Annotated in this window: 15 protein-coding genes and 1 tRNA gene; 2 read left to right on the top strand and 14 right to left on the bottom strand. The window is 57.1% G+C overall.

Going from position 1 to position 17868, the window contains the following annotated elements; all coding sequences use genetic code 11:
- The 4 genes from AC0TOF_RS19525 to rpsL all read right to left on the bottom strand — a co-directional run.
- A partial coding sequence (locus AC0TOF_RS19525; RefSeq protein WP_473769491.1) for a GTP-binding protein occupies positions 1 to 231 on the bottom strand: 231 nt, incomplete at its 3' end.
- Between the two features lie 63 nt (positions 232 to 294).
- Complete coding sequence (gene fusA / locus AC0TOF_RS19520) at positions 295 to 2379, bottom strand: elongation factor G (RefSeq protein ID WP_473769490.1); 2085 nt, start codon at positions 2377 to 2379, stop codon at positions 295 to 297.
- A 30-nt stretch (positions 2380 to 2409) separates the two neighbouring features.
- Positions 2410 to 2880 (bottom strand): 30S ribosomal protein S7, encoded by a 471-nt coding sequence (gene rpsG, locus AC0TOF_RS19515; RefSeq protein ID WP_006467033.1) that lies wholly within the window; start codon positions 2878 to 2880, stop codon positions 2410 to 2412.
- 66 nt (positions 2881 to 2946) lie between these two features.
- Complete coding sequence (gene rpsL / locus AC0TOF_RS19510; RefSeq protein ID WP_006471111.1) at positions 2947 to 3318, bottom strand: 30S ribosomal protein S12; 372 nt, start codon at positions 3316 to 3318, stop codon at positions 2947 to 2949.
- A gap of 479 nt (positions 3319 to 3797) precedes the next feature.
- On the opposite strand from rpsL, the gene AC0TOF_RS19505 reads away from it, so the two are divergent.
- Positions 3798 to 4121 (top strand): hypothetical protein, encoded by a 324-nt coding sequence (locus tag AC0TOF_RS19505; RefSeq protein ID WP_122003659.1) that lies wholly within the window; start codon positions 3798 to 3800, stop codon positions 4119 to 4121.
- 179 nt (positions 4122 to 4300) lie between these two features.
- Entirely contained in the window at positions 4301 to 4789 is a 489-nt protein-coding gene (umoC, locus tag AC0TOF_RS19500; protein WP_473769489.1) for a UmoC family flagellar biogenesis regulator, read from the top strand.
- A gap of 224 nt (positions 4790 to 5013) precedes the next feature.
- Here umoC and rpoC read toward each other — a convergent pair whose 3' ends face one another.
- The 10 genes from rpoC to AC0TOF_RS19450 all read right to left on the bottom strand — a co-directional run.
- Positions 5014 to 9216, bottom strand: a complete 4203-nt coding sequence (gene rpoC / locus AC0TOF_RS19495; RefSeq protein ID WP_122003657.1) for a DNA-directed RNA polymerase subunit beta' — start codon at positions 9214 to 9216, stop codon at positions 5014 to 5016.
- A 201-nt stretch (positions 9217 to 9417) separates the two neighbouring features.
- Positions 9418 to 13551 carry a DNA-directed RNA polymerase subunit beta gene (gene rpoB, locus AC0TOF_RS19490; protein WP_122003656.1) on the bottom strand — a complete coding sequence of 1378 codons (4134 nt, stop codon included), beginning with the start codon at positions 13549 to 13551 and terminating at the stop codon, positions 9418 to 9420.
- Positions 13552 to 13756: 205 nt separating this feature from the next.
- A complete protein-coding gene (gene rplL, locus AC0TOF_RS19485; RefSeq protein WP_006467038.1) occupies positions 13757 to 14131 on the bottom strand; it encodes a 50S ribosomal protein L7/L12 in 375 nt (124 codons plus the stop codon).
- 51 nt (positions 14132 to 14182) lie between these two features.
- A complete protein-coding gene (gene rplJ / locus AC0TOF_RS19480; RefSeq protein ID WP_119042063.1) occupies positions 14183 to 14701 on the bottom strand; it encodes a 50S ribosomal protein L10 in 519 nt (172 codons plus the stop codon).
- Positions 14702 to 15087: 386 nt separating this feature from the next.
- Positions 15088 to 15789 carry a 50S ribosomal protein L1 gene (gene rplA, locus AC0TOF_RS19475; RefSeq protein ID WP_122003655.1) on the bottom strand — a complete coding sequence of 234 codons (702 nt, stop codon included), beginning with the start codon at positions 15787 to 15789 and terminating at the stop codon, positions 15088 to 15090.
- Between the two features lie 4 nt (positions 15790 to 15793).
- Positions 15794 to 16222 (bottom strand): 50S ribosomal protein L11, encoded by a 429-nt coding sequence (rplK, locus tag AC0TOF_RS19470; RefSeq protein WP_122003654.1) that lies wholly within the window; start codon positions 16220 to 16222, stop codon positions 15794 to 15796.
- 197 nt (positions 16223 to 16419) lie between these two features.
- Positions 16420 to 16947 carry a transcription termination/antitermination protein NusG gene (nusG, locus tag AC0TOF_RS19465; RefSeq protein WP_122003653.1) on the bottom strand — a complete coding sequence of 176 codons (528 nt, stop codon included), beginning with the start codon at positions 16945 to 16947 and terminating at the stop codon, positions 16420 to 16422.
- Between the two features lie 22 nt (positions 16948 to 16969).
- A complete protein-coding gene (secE, locus tag AC0TOF_RS19460) occupies positions 16970 to 17170 on the bottom strand; it encodes a preprotein translocase subunit SecE (protein WP_122003661.1) in 201 nt (66 codons plus the stop codon).
- A 420-nt stretch (positions 17171 to 17590) separates the two neighbouring features.
- Positions 17591 to 17666 (bottom strand) — tRNA-Trp (locus AC0TOF_RS19455).
- A 65-nt stretch (positions 17667 to 17731) separates the two neighbouring features.
- A partial coding sequence (locus AC0TOF_RS19450; RefSeq protein ID WP_314309432.1) for an EF-Tu C-terminal domain-related protein occupies positions 17732 to 17868 on the bottom strand: 137 nt, incomplete at its 5' end.

Below are 17868 nucleotides of genomic sequence, written 5' to 3'. Positions count from 1 at the left end.
GCAGTCGACGTGGGCATAGTGACGGTTGGCCGTCTCATATTCCACATGCGAGGTCGAGATCGTGATGCCGCGCGCCTTTTCTTCCGGCGCTGCGTCGATCTGGTCATAGGCCTTGAAGTCACCAAAGTACTTCGTGATCGCTGCAGTCAGCGACGTCTTGCCATGGTCAACGTGACCAATCGTGCCGATGTTAACGTGGGGTTTCGTACGTTCAAACTTACTCTTTGCCATTTGAGCTCTCCGTAAATTTAGCCTGCTCAGGCATTCTTTTTAATTGGGAGCGTGACCCGTAGATCACGCAAACTTCTTCTGGATTTCCTGTGCGACCGCCGTCGGAACCGGCTCATAATGGTCGAACTGCATCGTATACTGTGCACGGCCCTGGGACATCGAGCGCAGCGAATTCACGTAGCCAAACATGTTGGCCAGTGGAACGTTTGCGTTGACGACCGTGGCGATGCCGCGGGCTTCGGTGCCGGAAATCTGACCGCGACGCGAGTTCAGATCGCCGATAACGTCACCAACGTAATCTTCCGGCGTCACAACCTCGACCTTCATGATCGGCTCGAGGAGCTGGGCGCCAGCCTTCTGCGCACCTTCACGGAACGCTGCACGGGACGCGATTTCGAAGGCGAGAACAGACGAGTCAACGTCATGGTAAGCGCCGTCGATCAGGGTGGCCTTCACGCCGAGCATCGGGAAGCCAGCCAGCGGGCCTGCACCCATGACGCTTTCGATACCCTTCTGGACACCCGGAATGTATTCCTTCGGAACCGAGCCACCGACGATCTTCGATTCGAAGATGAAGTCGTCGCCGTCATGCGGTTCGAAGATGATCTTGACGCGAGCGAACTGACCCGAACCGCCCGACTGCTTCTTGTGGGTGTAATCGATTTCAGCCTGACGGGTGATCGATTCACGATAAGCAACCTGCGGAGCACCGACGTTGGCTTCAACCTTGAATTCGCGCTTCATGCGATCGACGAGAATGTCGAGGTGAAGTTCGCCCATGCCGGCGATGATGGTCTGACCGGATTCTTCGTCCGACTTGACGCGGAAAGAAGGATCTTCGGCGGCCAGACGATTGAGCGCGATGCCCATCTTTTCCTGGTCGGCCTTGGTCTTCGGTTCGATAGCGATTTCGATAACCGGATCCGGGAATTCCATGCGCTCGAGGATAACCGGCTTCAGCGGATCGCAAAGCGTATCGCCAGTGGTGGTTTCCTTGAGGCCAGCCAGAGCAACGATGTCGCCTGCAAAGGCTTCTTCGATGTCTTCACGGCTGTTGGAGTGCATCTGCAGCATACGGCCGATACGCTCACGCTTGCCCTTGACGGTGTTTTCGAGCGAAATGCCCTTGGTCAGCTTGCCCGAGTAAATACGAGCAAAGGTCAGCGAACCAACGAACGGATCGTTCATGATCTTGAACGCGAGCAGCGCAAGCGGTGCTTCATCCGAGGATTCACGAGTGGTTTCGGTTTCCGTCTTGACGTCGATGCCCTTGATGGCCGGAACTTCGTTCGGAGCCGGGAGGAAGTCGACGACTGCGTCGAGAAGCGGCTGAACGCCACGGTTCTTGAACGCGGTGCCGCACAGAACCGGATGGAACTGAACAGCGATCGTGCCCTTGCGGATCAGTGCGCGAAGCTCATCATTCGAAGGCATATTGCCCTCAAGATAGGCTTCCATAGCGGATTCTTCGACTTCAACAGCCGTCTCGATCAGCTTCTCGCGGTATTCTTCGGCCTTAGCCTGCATGTCAGCAGGAATTTCGCCGACGATGGTCGCGCCACCAATCGAACCGTCCCAGGTATAGGACTTCATCTCGATCAGATCGACAACGCCCTGGAATTCGGTTTCAGCACCAATCGGCAGCTGAACAACGAGGGCGGTCGCACCAAGACGGGTCTTGATCATGTCGACGCAGCGATAGAAGTCGGCGCCGATCTTGTCCATCTTGTTGACGAAAACCATGCGCGGGACATGGTACTTTTCAGCCTGACGCCAGACCGTTTCCGTCTGCGGCTCAACGCCGGCATTGGCGTCGAGAAGAGCAATCGCACCGTCGAGAACGCGAAGCGAACGCTCGACTTCGATCGTGAAGTCAACGTGGCCAGGCGTGTCGATGATGTTGAAGCGGCGCTTCTTGCCATCACGGCCCTGCCAGAACGTGGTCGTTGCAGCGGAAGTGATCGTAATACCGCGTTCCTGCTCCTGCTCCATCCAGTCCATGGTCGACGCACCATCATGGGTTTCGCCGATCTTATGGTTCTTACCGGTGTAGAACAGGATGCGCTCAGTCGTCGTCGTCTTACCGGCGTCGATGTGAGCCATGATACCGAAATTGCGGTAGTCTTCGATTTTATATTCGCGGGCCATGATAGTCGCTCTCTGAATAGGTTTCGACGATTACCAGCGGTAATGCGAGAAAGCGCGGTTGGCTTCAGCCATGCGATGCGTGTCTTCACGCTTCTTCACAGCAGAACCACGGTTGTTGGCAGCATCGAGCAGCTCACCGGAAAGACGATCGATCATCGTCGTCTCGTTACGGCCACGAGCAGCATTGATGAGCCAACGGATGGCAAGTGCCTGGCGGCGTTCTGGACGCACATCAACCGGAACCTGATAGGTTGCACCACCAACGCGGCGCGAACGGACTTCGATGTGCGGAGCTACGTTGTCGAGCGCCTGATGGAACAGCGCGACCGGCTCGGACTTTGCCTTGGCTTCGATTGCATCGAGCGCACCGTAAACGATGCTTTCGGCAACCGACTTCTTGCCATGAAGCATGACTGCATTCATGAATTTCGTGATAACGAGATCGCCGAACTTCGGATCCGGATTGATCTCACGCTTCTCAGCCTTATGGCGTCTGGACATTTCGTCTCTTCTTTCAATTACATCGGGCTCAGCTCGCCTTCTGGCGGCCGGTATCCCCGGAAAATCTTACTTCGGACGCTTTGCACCGTACTTCGAACGGCGCTGCTTGCGGTTCTTGACGCCCTGGGTGTCGAGAACGCCGCGGATGATGTGGTAACGCACACCCGGCAAGTCCTTCACACGACCGCCGCGGATCATGACGACGGAGTGCTCCTGCAGGTTATGCCCTTCACCAGGGATATAACCGATGACTTCGAAGCCGTTCGTCAGACGAACCTTGGCAACCTTGCGCAGAGCCGAGTTCGGCTTCTTCGGGGTCGTCGTGTAAACGCGGGTGCAAACGCCGCGCTTCTGAGGGTTTGCCTGCAGTGCAGGAACCTTATTACGCTTTACCGGCGCAATGCGCGGCTTGCGGATAAGCTGGTTTACGGTTGGCATACAACCTTCCTCTTTAAAAAATCTCGTATCCACGCCCCAAAGGGCCGTTTCACCGGCATGCTCATGCACAAATTCGGAGTCAGCCCTCGTCAACCGGTGGCCACCCCGAACAAAAGCAGAGGAAGCTGACGCTTCATGCGAACGGCAAGTTGCATTTCGATCGTAAAACGAACCCTGTTTGAGATGAACTTCAGGACGCGTCGTCCCGAAAAAGCCTGTCTCACATCGGCTCAGATGGGCTGCTGATACGTCTTTAGCGACGTTTCGTCAAGGGCAGCGGCCCAAGTTTCTTTATTGAAAGACCTGAAACCGGCGTTTTGGCCCTGCCCGGACAGGTTATTGCGCCTCAGTTGACGCCTATTCGCTAATATTACGCGATCAAAACCGTCATTTTCCCATGCAAGCATGGCGCAGCCACTCAGGTCAGGCTATTGAAGCACATCCGAGTCGAAACGCAACCGAATATTAAGGGTTTCTCAATGTCTTCCACATCCACAAATGATTCCACACCTACGGGCGACGATTCGCCCATCGTCCATCTCGTTATCGCTGATGTCTGGAACGAAGGCGAAGAATCCCCTGTCGAGGTGCACCTGCTTTTGAAATCAGACGAGAACGAAGATCTCGTGCAGACCGTTCTCAGCATTCTCGCTGAAGAAGGCTACCATGAAGCCGAGCTTCTGGAGATGGGCACACTGACCGAAGAGCCGGAAGAAGAACCGCATAAGAGCGCCTGGGCAACGGCGCTCAGTGGCGAAGTCGCGCTGATTGAATTCGACGGCGACGACGAAGAAGACGAATAAAAACGAACGCGGGGTCACAACCCCGCGTTTTTCTTTCAACCCTTCGAAACTGCGATGCCCTATCGGGCGCCCTGCTCCAAGCCGCGCTGCCTTTTTGCAATTCGGCGACGCGATAGCGAAGCGTTAATTTTCGGGCGGCTTGCCCTCAAACCGCTCGAATTTCATGACACTCACCAGCATTGCTGAAACTTCATAATTTCAAATACCGTTGTCGGCAGCTGTTCCGGCAACCCGTTTTTTTGGAGATATTGATGAAATCCGCCTTTGGCCCGTTACTTCTCGGTATTCTGCTTTCTTCTGGTGTCATTCCAGCTCAAGCCCAAAGCACCCCACAGGAACAAGGTGCCCTCGCCCAATGTGAAGCCCAAATCGGCTCGCAGCCGCGTACCGAACTCGCATCTTGCCTGGACAAGCTCGAAAAGCAGGCAAAAAGCGAATTGGCAGCAAAGCTGAAAAAGCTTCGCAAGGACATCAAGGATACCGGTTCCTCGGCGAGCGAAGCCGCGCTGAAATCGCTAGCGGCATCCGAACGGCAATTCGAACTGTTCAGAAAAGCAGAATGTCGCCGTGTCGCCGACGCGACAATGGGCGGCAGCGGTGCGGGAGATTTTGAACGCGCTTGCAAAACCGACCTTCTGCGCTGGCGTACATCCCGTCTCGATCAATAATATAACGCGCCATTCGGCACGGTTCGTTAGACACGGACCGCTCCAATCTGGAGCATTTCCAAAGAAGTACGAAGCGGTTTTGCGCAGGATAATGCGCAAAAACAAACCGGTAGAGCATTTCCAACGATTCAATTCGAACTCGAAATACTCCAGCTTTCCAGACCAACAATCAACAAAAAGGCCGCCCCGAAAGGCGGCCTTTTTCAGTGTCGTATCTACCGATCTTATTCGGCAGCGTTGTTGGTCATGTCCACCAGCATCGCATTGGCTTCCGCCGAACCGGAAGACTTGCGACGCTCGTCGATGATCAGATCGTCGCGAGCGGTTGCGATGCGACGGATCTGGTTGGTCATGCCGCCAGTACCGGCCGGGATGAGACGGCCAACGATGACGTTTTCCTTCAGACCCTGCAGCGTGTCCATCTTGCCTGCTACCGCAGCCTCGGTGAGAACGCGGGTCGTTTCCTGGAACGACGCGGCCGAGATGAACGAAGGCGTCTGCAGCGAAGCCTTGGTGATACCGAGCAGGACAGGATTGCCGGAACCCGGCTTCTTGCCTTCTTCGATAAGACGCTCGTTGATCTCTTCCAGCTCGATGCGGTCGACGTGGTCGCCCGGAATGTAGCCAGTATCGCCGGATTCCGTGATTTCCACCTTCTGCAGCATCTGACGGACAATCACTTCGATGTGCTTGTCGTTGATCAAAACGCCCTGCAAGCGATAGACTTCCTGGATTTCGTTCACGAGGTACGAAGCCAGAGCTTCGACACCCTTGATCGCCAGAATGTCATGCGGCGCCGGGTTGCCGTCGAGGATGTACTCACCCTTTTCGATGACGTCACCGTCCTGAAGATGGAACGGCTTGCCCTTCGGAATGAGATACTCGACCGGCTCGATCGTGTCGTCGTTCGGCTCGATGATGATGCGACGCTTGTTCTTGTAGTCGCGGCCGAAGCGGACGGTACCATCGATCTCGGCGATGATGGCGTGGTCCTTCGGACGACGTGCTTCGAACAGTTCGGCCACGCGCGGCAGACCGCCGGTGATGTCCTTGGTCTTGGCGCTTTCCATCGGCAGACGGGCAATAACGTCACCAGCCTTCACATGCGCGCCGGGTTCGACCGAGAGGATCGATTCCACGGAGAGCAGGAAGCGGGCATCGCCGCCCTTCGACAGCTTCAGGATCTTGCCAGCCTTGTCCTTGATGACCATGGCAGGCTTGAGGTCCGAACCGCGAGGAGTCGAACGCCAGTCGATGACGACACGCTTGGTGATACCGGTCGACTCGTCAGCCGTTTCCGAAACCGACAGACCATCGACGAGATCTTCGAACTCGACGTAGCCTTCAACTTCGGTCATGATCGGACGGGTATACGGGTCCCACTCGGCAATGCGCTGGCCGCGCTTGACGCTATCGCCCTCGTCCACGAACAGACGCGAACCGTAGGTCACACGATGGACCGCACGTTCCTTGCCCGTTGCGTCGAGGATCAGGACAGCCATGTTACGGCCCATCACCACGAGGTTGCCATCGGAGTTGCGAACCACGTTGCGGTTACGCAGCTTGACGGTGCCTTCATACGAAGCTTCGAGATACGAGCTGTCAACAACCTGTGCAGTACCGCCCAAGTGGAAGGTACGCATGGTGAGCTGGGTGCCCGGCTCGCCGATCGACTGTGCAGCGATAACGCCGACCGCTTCGCCCTGGTTGACCGGAGTACCGCGTGCAAGGTCGCGACCATAGCACTTGGCGCAAACGCCGTTGCGGGTTTCGCAGGTCAGGGCCGAGCGGATGCGGATCGACTGGATACCAGCCTTCTCGATGATCTCGACGTCCTTTTCCTCGATCATGCGGCCGGCTTCGACGATGACTTCGCCGGTTGCCGGATGCAGGATCGGATCGAGAGCCGTACGGCCCAGAACGCGCTGGCCGATCGAAGCCACGATCTGGCCGGCATCGACGATCGGCTGCATGGTGAGACCGATTTCGGCGCCGCAATCGACTTCCGAAATGATCGCATCCTGTGCAACGTCAACGAGACGACGGGTCAGGTAGCCCGAGTTGGCGGTCTTCAAGGCGGTGTCTGCCAGACCCTTACGGGCACCGTGGGTCGAGTTGAAGTACTCGTTAACGGTCAGGCCTTCCTTGAAGTTCGAGATGATCGGAGTTTCGATGATTTCACCCGACGGCTTGGCCATAAGGCCGCGCATGCCGCCAAGCTGACGCATCTGGTTGACCGAACCGCGGGCACCCGAATGCGACATCATGTAAACCGAGTTCATCTGCTTCTGGCGACCGGTCACCGGATCGAATTCGACGGCCTTGAGGCGCGCCATCATCTCTTCGGTGATCTTGTCGGTAGCCTTGCCCCAGGCGTCGACGACCTTGTTGTACTTTTCGCCCTGAGTGATCAGGCCGTCATTGTACTGCTGTTCGTATTCGGTCGTGAGCGCTTCGGTGTCGGCAACGATCTTCGCCTTCGTGTCCGGAATGACCATGTCGTCCTTGCCGAACGAAATGCCGGCGCGGCAGGCATGGGCAAAGCCGAGCTGCATGATGCGATCGCAGAAGATAACCGTCTCTTTCTGACCGCAATGGCGGTAGACGTGATCGATCATCTTGGAGATGTTCTTCTTGGTCATCTCCTGATTGCAGATATCGAACGGCACCATGACGTTCTTCGGCAGAAGCTCGCCAATGATCATGCGGCCAGGCGTCGTGTCGTAAATCTTCGACACTGGCTTGCCTTCGGCATCAACAGTCTTGAAGCGACCCTTGATCTTGGTGTGCAGCGTGACGACCTTGTTTTCAAGCGCATGCTGCAGCTCGCCCATATCGGCGAACATCATGCCCTCGCCCGGCTCCTTTTCCGCCACGATGGACAGATAATAGAGGCCAAGAACCATGTCCTGCGAAGGAACGATGATCGGCGCGCCGTTGGCCGGGTGCAGGATGTTGTTGGTCGACATCATCAGCACGCGGGCTTCAAGCTGGGCTTCAAGCGACAGCGGAACGTGGACAGCCATCTGGTCACCGTCGAAGTCGGCGTTGAACGCCGTACAAACGAGCGGATGCAGCTGGATTGCCTTGCCTTCAATCAGGGTGGGCTCGAAGGCCTGAATACCGAGACGGTGCAGCGTCGGCGCACGGTTCAGAAGAACCGGATGCTCACGGATCACTTCGTCAAGGATATCCCAAACTTCCGGACGTTCCTTTTCAACCAGCTTCTTTGCCTGCTTGACGGTCGAGGAATAACCCTTCGCGTCAAGACGCGCATAGATGAACGGCTTGAACAGTTCGAGCGCCATCTTCTTCGGCAGGCCGCACTGGTGCAGCTTCAGTTCCGGACCGGTCACGATGACCGAACGGCCGGAATAGTCGACGCGCTTGCCGAGCAGGTTCTGACGGAAGCGGCCCTGCTTGCCCTTGAGCATGTCGGAGAGCGACTTCAGCGGACGCTTGTTGGCGCCGGTGATGACGCGGCCACGACGGCCATTGTCGAACAGCGCGTCCACAGCTTCCTGCAGCATGCGCTTTTCGTTACGGATGATGATGCCCGGTGCGCGCAGTTCGATCAGGCGCTTCAGACGGTTGTTACGGTTGATGACGCGGCGATAGAGATCGTTCAGATCCGACGTCGCGAAACGGCCACCGTCCAGCGGCACGAGGGGACGCAGGTCCGGCGGAATGACCGGAACGATCTTCATGATCATCCATTCCGGGCGGTTTCCCGACTCCAGGAAGTTTTCGACGATCTTCAGACGCTTCATCAGCTTCTTCTGCTTCAGGTCCGAGGTGGTCTCGGCAAGCTCGACGCGCAGATCGGCGGCGATCTTCTCGAGTTCCATCGAAGCCAGAAGCTCATAGATAGCTTCCGCGCCGATAAGAGCCGTGAACTGATCTTCGCCGAATTCATCGACGGCAATCATATATTCCTCTTCCGAAAGAAGCTGATGCTCCTTCAGCGAGGTCAGGCCGGGCTCGGTAACAATGTAGTTCTCGAAGTACAGGACGCGCTCGATATCCTTGAGCGTCATGTCCAGCAGCGTGCCGATACGGCTCGGCAGCGACTTCAGGAACCAGATATGGGCAACCGGGGCTGCGAGTTCGATGTGGCCCATGCGCTCGCGGCGAACGCGCGAGAGCGTGACTTCCACGCCGCACTTTTCGCAGATGATGCCCTTGTATTTCATGCGCTTGTACTTGCCGCACAAGCATTCATAGTCCTTGATCGGGCCAAAGATGCGCGCGCAGAAGAGACCATCGCGTTCAGGCTTGAACGTACGGTAGTTGATCGTCTCCGGCTTCTTGATCTCGCCGTATGACCAGGACAGAATCTTCTCAGGGCTGGCAATCGAGATTCTGATGGAATCGAACGTCTGTGCCGGAGCCTGAGGATTGAAAAGATTCATGACCTCTTGGTTCATGCCGTTCTCCTTGAGGGCGATCCGTCGCCCTGTGTCGTCGATGACAAGCTGAAAATCCTTGCCATCCTGAAAAGAAATCGCGGTGCTACGCAGTTATGAACTGGCTTGCCGTAGTCTCGTTTCCTCTTGCGGGAAAAAACCGCCGTCATCGAAAACGAGTTTACCGGCGCGCCACGGCAATACCATGGCGCGCCTTCAAGTTTATTCCGCCGCGTCCGGCAGGGCCGGCTGTTCGGCGTCACGCGTGTCGTCGAGTTCGACATTGAGGCCGAGCGAGCGCATTTCCTTGACGAGAACGTTGAAGCTCTCCGGAATGCCCGCTTCGAACGTGTCGTCGCCGCGCACAATCGCTTCGTAGACCTTGGTACGGCCTGCAACGTCGTCCGACTTGACGGTAAGCATTTCCTGCAGCGTGTAGGCCGCACCGTATGCTTCCAGAGCCCAGACCTCCATTTCGCCGAAGCGCTGTCCGCCAAACTGGGCCTTGCCGCCCAGAGGCTGCTGCGTAACGAGCGAGTAAGGTCCGATCGAACGAGCGTGGATCTTGTCGTCGACCAGGTGGTGGAGCTTCAACATATAGATGTAGCCCATGGTCACCTGACGGTCGAACGGCTCACCCGTACGGCCATCGTAAAGCGTCGACTGACCAGACGTTGCAAGTCCGGCATCCGTCAGCATCGCGTTGATGTCGGCTTCAATCGCACCGTCGAAGACCGGCGTAGCGATCGACACGCCGCGCTTCACCTGATTGGCCAGCATGAGGACGGAATCGTCGTCATAAGACCGGACCGGTTCGTTGCGGTCGTTGTCCGGATAGATGTGCTCCAGCGTGTCGCGCAGCGGCTGAATATTGGCCGTCTTGCGATAAACGTCGATGAGCTCACCGATCTTCTTGCCCATGCCGGCACATGCCCAGCCGAGGTGGGTTTCCAGAATCTGGCCCACATTCATTCGGCTCGGAACGCCAAGCGGGTTCAACACGATGTCGGCATGCGTACCGTCTTCCAGGAACGGCATGTCCTCGACCGGCAGAATGCGCGAAACCACACCCTTGTTGCCGTGACGGCCAGCCATCTTGTCGCCTGGCTGGATCTTGCGCTTCACAGCCACAAAGACCTTGACCATCTTCATGACGCCTGGAGGCATCTCGTCGCCGCGCTGTACCTTTTCGACCTTGTCCATGAAGCGTGCTTCGAGCAGCTTCTTGGAGTCGTCGTACTGGCTGCGCAGAGCTTCCAACTCGCCCTGAAGCTTTTCGTCTTCAACGGCAAACTGCCACCACTGCGACCGCGGGTACTCGGTCATGAGATCACGGCTGATCGTCGTGCCCTTCTTGAAGCCCTTCGGGCCGGCAGCGGCAACCTTGCCGTCGATCATGTCGGCGAGACGGCCATAGACGTTGCGGTCCAGGATCGCCTGTTCGTCGTCACGGTCCTTGGCGAGACGCTCGATTTCCTCGCGCTCGATAGCCATGGCGCGTTCGTCCTTTTCAACGCCGTGGCGATTGAAAACGCGAACTTCCACAACCGTACCGTAGGTTCCGGGCGGCATGCGCATGGAGGTGTCACGAACGTCCGATGCCTTTTCACCGAAGATGGCGCGCAGAAGCTTTTCTTCCGGCGTCATCGGGCTTTCGCCCTTCGGCGTGATCTTGCCGACAAGAATGTCGCCAGGATGCACTTCCGCACCGATGTAAACGATACCGGCTTCGTCGAGGTTCTTCAGCGCTTCTTCCGAAACGTTCGGAATATCGCGAGTGATTTCCTCAGGTCCAAGCTTGGTGTCGCGGGCGGCAACTTCGAATTCCTCGATATGGATCGAGGTGAACACGTCTTCCGAAACGATCTTCTCGGAAAGCAGGATCGAGTCTTCGTAGTTGTAGCCGTTCCACGGCATGAACGCGACGAGCACGTTGCGGCCAAGAGCCAGATCGCCCAGATCCGTGGACGGACCGTCAGCAATGATGTCGCCCTTGCCGATGCGATCGCCAACGCGAACGAGCGGACGCTGGTTGATGCAGGTCGACTGGTTCGAACGCTGGAACTTCTGCAGACGGTAGATGTCGACGCCCGACTTGGACGGATCGAGATCTTCCGTGGCGCGGATAACGATACGGGTCGCATCGACCTGATCGACCACACCGCCGCGGCGGGCAGCGATTGCTGCACCGGAGTCGCGAGCAACGATCGGCTCCATGCCTGTGCCGACGAACGGCGCTTCGGCGCGGACGAGCGGCACAGCCTGACGCTGCATGTTCGAGCCCATGAGAGCGCGGTTGGCGTCGTCGTTTTCCAGGAACGGGATCAGAGCCGCTGCAACCGAAACGAGCTGCTTCGGCGAAACGTCCATCAGGTCCACGTTTTCACGCGGAGCCATCATCACTTCACCGGCATGACGGCAGATGACGAATTCGTCAACAAAACCGCCCTGCTCGTCCAGCTCGACGTTAGCCTGAGCGACCGAGTGCTTGGCTTCTTCCATGGCCGACAGATAGACAACATCGTTCGTCACCTTGCCGTCGACAACCTTGCGGTACGGGCTTTCGATGAAGCCGTACTTGTTGACGCGGGCAAAGGTTGCAAGCGAGTTGATCAGACCGATATTCGGGCCTTCCGGCGTTTCGATCGGGCAGATACGGCCATAGTGGGTCGGATGCACGTCGCGGACTTCGAAGCCAGCGCGCTCGCGGGTCAGACCGCCCGGTCCAAGTGCCGACAGACGGCGCTTGTGGGTGATTTCCGAAAGCGGGTTGGTCTGGTCCATGAACTGCGACAGCTGCGAGGAACCGAAGAACTCGCGCACGGCTGCAGCAGCCGGCTTCGCGTTGATCAGGTCCTGCGGCATGACCGTGTCGATTTCGATCGAGGACATACGCTCCTTGATCGCGCGCTCCATGCGGAGAAGACCGACGCGATACTGATTTTCCATCAGTTCGCCGACCGAACGTACGCGGCGGTTGCCAAGATTGTCGATGTCGTCGATTTCGCCGCGACCGTCGCGCAGTTCCACCAGCATCTTGACCACGGCCAGGATGTCTTCCTTGCGCAGAACGCGCACGGTGTCTTCCGCGTCGAGGTCGAGACGCATGTTCATCTTGACGCGACCGACGGCCGAAAGGTCGTAACGCTCGGCATCGAAGAACAGCGAGTTGAACATCGCTTCGGCGGAATCCATCGTGGGCGGTTCACCCGGACGCATGACGCGATAGATGTCGAACAGAGCTTCCTGACGGCTTTCGTTCTTGTCCACAGCCAGCGTGTTGCGGATATACGCGCCGATATTGACATGGTCGATATCGAGAACGTTGATTTCCGTCTCGCCGGTGTCGAGCAGGGTCTTGAGGACCTTCTCGTCGATTTCGTCACCGGCTTCGAGATAAATCTCGCCGGTTGCGTAATTGACGACGTCTTCCGCAAGATATGAACCGAACAGATCGTCTTCAGTCGCCTTGATGGCCTTGAGGCCCTTTTCAGCGAGCTGCTTGGCCGAGCGTGCAGTCAGCTTCTTACCGGCTTCGAGAACGACTTCACCGGTGTCGGCATCGATGAGATCGGAAATGATCTTCATGCCCTTGAAGCGGTCAGCCGAATATGGGATGCGCCAGTTGTCGCCGTCGCGCGTATAGGTGACGGTCTTGTAGAACGTCGACAGAATGTCTTCGCCGTCCATGCCAAGCGCCATCAGCAGCGTGGTGGCAGGCAGCTTGCGGCGGCGGTCGATGCGTGCGTAGACGATGTCCTTGGAATCGAATTCGATATCGAGCCAGGAACCGCGATAAGGAATGACGCGAGCCGCGAACAGGAGTTTGCCCGACGAATGGGTCTTGCCCTTGTCGTGATCGAAGAAAACGCCCGGCGAGCGGTGCATCTGCGAAACGATCACGCGCTCGGTGCCGTTGACGATAAAGGTGCCGTTGTCGGTCATGAGCGGCATATCGCCCATGTAGACATCCTGCTCCTTGATGTCCTTGATCGACTTCGCGCCGGTGTCTTCGTCAATATCGAACACGATGAGACGCAGCGTCACCTTGAGTGGCGCCGAATACGTCAGATCGCGCTGACGGCATTCGTCAACGTCGAATTTTGGTGCATCGAACTCGTAGCGAACGAATTCGAGCATTGAAGCGCCGGAGAAATCCTGAATTGGGAAAACAGACTTGAAAACCGCCTGCAAACCCTCGTCAGGACGCCCGCCGGATGGTTCTTCAACCATAAGGAACTGGTCGTAAGATGCCTTCTGAACCTCGATAAGGTTCGGCATCTCGGCGACCTCGGGGATCTTGCCGAAAAATTTGCGTACGCGCTTGCGACCATTGAAAGAATGGGTCTGAGCCATCGTCGCTCCTCGTTCTATAGCCTTGCGGCTTGCTCACGCCTTGCGGCCTTTATCATCGCCGCCTTACAGCGGTCCTTCTAACGGGCTAAAACCCGTTTCCTGAAAGCCGTTCCGGCACTCAGGAAAAGGGTTCCAGTCATCCGATCCGCCGGAAAAATCAGGCGGAACTGGCGGATGGAAAACCATCCGCCAGAATAGTCCGAACTTACTTGAGTTCGACCTTGGCGCCAGCAGCTTCGAGCTGTGCCTTGATCTTCTCAGCTTCGTCCTTCGAAGCGCCTTCCTTGACAGCCTTCGGAGCGCCTTCGACCAGGTCCTTGGCTTCCTTGAGGCCGAGACCGGTGATTGCGCGCACTTCCTTGATCACGTTGATCTTGTTAGCGCCGCCGTCAGCGAGAACGACGTCGAATTCGGTCTTTTCTTCTGCAGCAGCAGCAGGGGCAGCGCCACCAGCAGCAGCAACAGCGACCGGAGCAGCAGCCGAAACGCCCCACTTCTCTTCGAGAAGCTTGGACAGCTCAGCAGCTTCCAGAACGGTCAGGGCCGAAAGGTCTTCAACGATCTTTGCGAGATCAGCCATTTTTGTACTTCCTATTATAAAGGTTTGAACTGTTGACAGCGAGAAACGGCCTTAAGCCGCCTCGTTCTTCCGGGCGTGCGCGCCGATAACGCGGGCGATCTGGCCCGCCGGAGCGCTGGTAAGTACTGCAAGACGCTGGGCCGGGGTCTGGATCATACCAACCAGCTTTGCGCGCAGTTCGTCGAGCGACGGGAGCGAAGCAAGCGACTTGACGCCATCGGCGTTAAGCGTCGTTGCACCCATTGCACCGCCGAGGATAACGAGCTTGTCGTTAGCCTTGGCGAATTCGACGGCTACTTTCGGAGCGGCGATCGGGTCGTTTGCGTAAGCAACAACCGTCTGACCTGTAAACAGGTCAGCAATGCCTTCCGATTCCGTGCCCTGAAGAGCGATTTTGGCAAGGCGGTTTTTCGCGACTTTAACGGACCCACCTGCATCACGCATCTTCGAGCGAAGATCGCTCATCTGCGCAACGGTGAGACCGGTATAGTGGGCCACGACGACCGAACCGGACTCTTTGAAAGCGCCGTTCAGCCACGCGACAAATTCGCGCTTTTCCGCTCTATCCACTGTCTCTCTCCAGTTGACAGGACAACATATGCCCTGCCGGGTTGCCTTTGCCGGACGAACTTCACAGTCAGTCCGACGTTCGAGGATCCTGTCCCCTTCGGCTCCACTTGCAAGCAGGCTTCACCCAAAGGCAACTACGGTTCAAACCTCGCATGCGTTCTCACGCGAAACCAGGTTATTCCACGTCTCATGCAGGCTTTGCGTTTAAGGCGATCATCAAGGATGAGCGCCGCCTGCAATCTCGGACAGGATAACCGGATTTTCATCCGGCTATCCGGATCTTGCGATCCGGAATTCTTGCCTTTCGCCCCGAAGGACAGGCTGGCAGCCTTGCGCCTCCCCTTTCAGGAAAGGCTTGGGCCCCGGCGAACCGGAGCCCGAAAAACTTAGGCAACGACCTTGACGGTTGCCGGGTCGACCTTGACGCCAACGCCCATGGTCGAGGAAATCGACACGCGCTTGACGTATTCGCCCTTGGCAGCCGACGGCTTTGCCTTGATGACGGCGTCAGCGAAAGCCTTGATGTTTTCTTCGAGCTTCGCATTGTCGAAGGAAACCTTGCCGATACCGGCATGGATGATACCAGCCTTCTCGACGCGGAATTCGACTGCACCGCCCTTGGAAGCAGCAACAGCAGCTGCAACGTCGGTGGTGACGGTGCCGACCTTCGGGTTCGGCATCATGCCACGGGGGCCGAGAACCTTACCGAGACGACCGACGAGCGGCATCATGTCCGGGGTTGCAATGCAGCGATCGAATTCGATCTTGCCGCCATTGACGATTTCGAACAGGTCTTCCGCACCAACGATGTCGGCGCCAGCCTTCTTCGCTTCTTCAGCCTTGTCGCCGCGAGCGAAAACAGCAACGCGAACCGTACGGCCCGTGCCGTTCGGCAGATTGACGACGCCGCGGACCATCTGGTCAGCATGGCGCGGGTCAACGCCGAGGTTCATCGCGATTTCGATGGTTTCGTCGAACTTTGCGACGGCACGTTCCTTGACGAGACCGATTGCTGCCGACAGGTCGTACAGCTTGTTGGCGTCAATGCCTTCGCGGATCTTAGCTACGCGCTTGGAAATCTTCGCCATCGTCTCAGCCCACCACTTCCAGGCCCATCGAACGGGCAGAACCTTCGATCATGCGCATTGCTGCTTCAACGTCAGCGGCGTTCAGATCCTTCATCTTCGCTTCAGCGATCGCACGAACCTTGTCGCGCGTGATCGTGCCGGCGCTTGCCTTGCCCGGGGTCTTCGAACCCGACTTCAGGTTGGCGGCCTTCTTGAGGAAATAGGTCACCGGAGGCGTCTTCATCACAAAAGTGAAAGACTTGTCCTGATAATAGGTGATCACGACCGGAATCGGGGAACCCTTTTCCATGTCCTGCGAGGCAGCGTTGAACGCCTTGCAGAATTCCATGATGTTAATGCCGCGCTGACCCAGGGCCGGACCGATCGGGGGCGACGGATTGGCCGCACCTGCCGCTACCTGGAGCTTCAGCTGGCCTGCAACTTTCTTAGCCATTGCTTTCTGCCTTTTTACTTTGCCGGAAATCCGGCTTTCTCGATTAATGCCGGAAAATCCGGCTCTCGACTGGCGCCAGTACAACTGGCGGGCAGCTCGGTGGTTCGGAAACTAACGACCGGCTAAGCCGCCCTCCCTTCCACCATGCTCACCTCACCCGAAACTCGGACGAGATGAACGCCCTTCACGGGCAACGATCAGAGCTTGTCGACCTGACCGTATTCCAGATCCACAGGCGTTGCGCGCCCGAAGATGGAAACCTCAACCTTGAGACGCGCACGCTCTTCGTCGACTTCCTGAACGATGCCGTTGAACGAAGCAAACGGACCGTCAGAAACGCGAACGTTCTCGCCAATCTCGAAGGATACCGAAGTCTTCGGACGCTCGACGCCATCCTGAACCTGGTTCAGAATCTGGTCGACTTCCTTCTGGGAAACCGGAACAGGCTTGGAATCGCCAAGGAAACCAGTGACTTTCGGGGTATTCTTGATAAGCGAAAAGACGGCATCCGTGAGGGTTGCGCGAACCAGCACGTAACCGGGGAAGAACTTGCGCTCTGCATCAACCTTGCGGCCGCGGCGCACTTCAACGATCTTCTCGGTCGGCACGACGATCTGCTCGATCAGCTCGGACAGACCTTTCTGCTTCGCCTTGATCTCGATATCTTCGGCGACCTTCTTTTCGAAATTGGAATAGGCGTGAACGATGTACCAGCGCGCCGTCATCTAAAAACTCCCCAATCCTGACTTATCGACCAAAGCCGAGAATAAATTCCACGCCATAGGCCATAAGCTGGTCGGCAAGAAAAAAGAATGCAGCAGCCAGAAACGCCATAATCACCACCATGATGGTGGAGATGACCGTTTCACGCCGGGTCGGCCAGGTCACCTTCGCCGTTTCGGCGCGAACCTGCTGAAAAAAGGTGATCGGATTCGTTTTGGATGCCATCTGCCGCTCTGTCATTGATCCGGCGCTATCCTCAAACCCCACCCCGTCGAAACGAATCAGAAGCCTGAAGTCACGCGTCTGCGGCCCGCAAAGCTGAAAATTCAGCCCCACGCGCCGCGTGTCTGTTGACGTTACATAGAATCGATTCCCGGAAAAAACAAGCCCAAAGGTTAAAAGAATACCATACAGGCTTATCGGAGATCCGATCCTTGCGAATACCACTCGGCGCACCATCCAATCGTGCGGCGGCGATCCTTCCCTGCCCGGCCAACAAATCCCGCAGGGAATTATCATTTTCAACCGCGTCGCCCGGCCGAAGCCAGCGCCATGATCGAAAAGCCGAGGTAGCATAAAATGCCACCTCATTTATCATATAGAAAACGGGCACTCACAGTCAAGCCGTGAGCACCCGTTCTAAAATGGCAGGGGCAGCAGGGTTCGAACCCGCGACCTACGGTTTTGGAGACCGTCGCTCTACCAACTGAGCTATACCCCTATGCGGCATTGCATTGCCTTATCGGCAGAATGCCAGACTGGCGGCGTAACCGCCAGTCAAATTCATTACTCGATGATCGAGGAGACGATGCCTGCACCGACGGTGCGGCCGCCTTCACGGATAGCGAAGCGAAGCTTCTCTTCCATCGCGATCGGCACGATCAGGGTAACGTCCATGGCGACGTTATCGCCAGGCATGACCA

The sequence above is a fragment of the Ochrobactrum sp. PL_is501 genome (genome assembly GCF_055816895.1).
Note: the sequence above shows the minus strand (reverse complement) of the source record. Positions and strands in the feature narration are given on the sequence as shown.

Coding starts and splice junctions, on each gene's coding strand:
- rpoC (WP_122003657.1), bottom strand. CDS start 9,216: ATGAACCAAGAGGTCATGAATCTTTTCAATCCTCAGGCTCCGGCACAG.
- AC0TOF_RS19505 (WP_122003659.1), top strand. CDS start 3,798: ATGTCTTCCACATCCACAAATGATTCCACACCTACGGGCGACGATTCG.
- rpoB (WP_122003656.1), bottom strand. CDS start 13,551: ATGGCTCAGACCCATTCTTTCAATGGTCGCAAGCGCGTACGCAAATTT.
- rplL (WP_006467038.1), bottom strand. CDS start 14,131: ATGGCTGATCTCGCAAAGATCGTTGAAGACCTTTCGGCCCTGACCGTT.
- rplK (WP_122003654.1), bottom strand. CDS start 16,222: ATGGCTAAGAAAGTTGCAGGCCAGCTGAAGCTCCAGGTAGCGGCAGGT.
- secE (WP_122003661.1), bottom strand. CDS start 17,170: ATGGCATCCAAAACGAATCCGATCACCTTTTTTCAGCAGGTTCGCGCC.
- fusA (WP_473769490.1), bottom strand. CDS start 2,379: ATGGCCCGCGAATATAAAATCGAAGACTACCGCAATTTCGGTATCATG.
- rplA (WP_122003655.1), bottom strand. CDS start 15,789: ATGGCGAAGATTTCCAAGCGCGTAGCTAAGATCCGCGAAGGCATTGAC.
- rpsL (WP_006471111.1), bottom strand. CDS start 3,318: ATGCCAACCGTAAACCAGCTTATCCGCAAGCCGCGCATTGCGCCGGTA.
- nusG (WP_122003653.1), bottom strand. CDS start 16,947: ATGACGGCGCGCTGGTACATCGTTCACGCCTATTCCAATTTCGAAAAG.
- rpsG (WP_006467033.1), bottom strand. CDS start 2,880: ATGTCCAGACGCCATAAGGCTGAGAAGCGTGAGATCAATCCGGATCCG.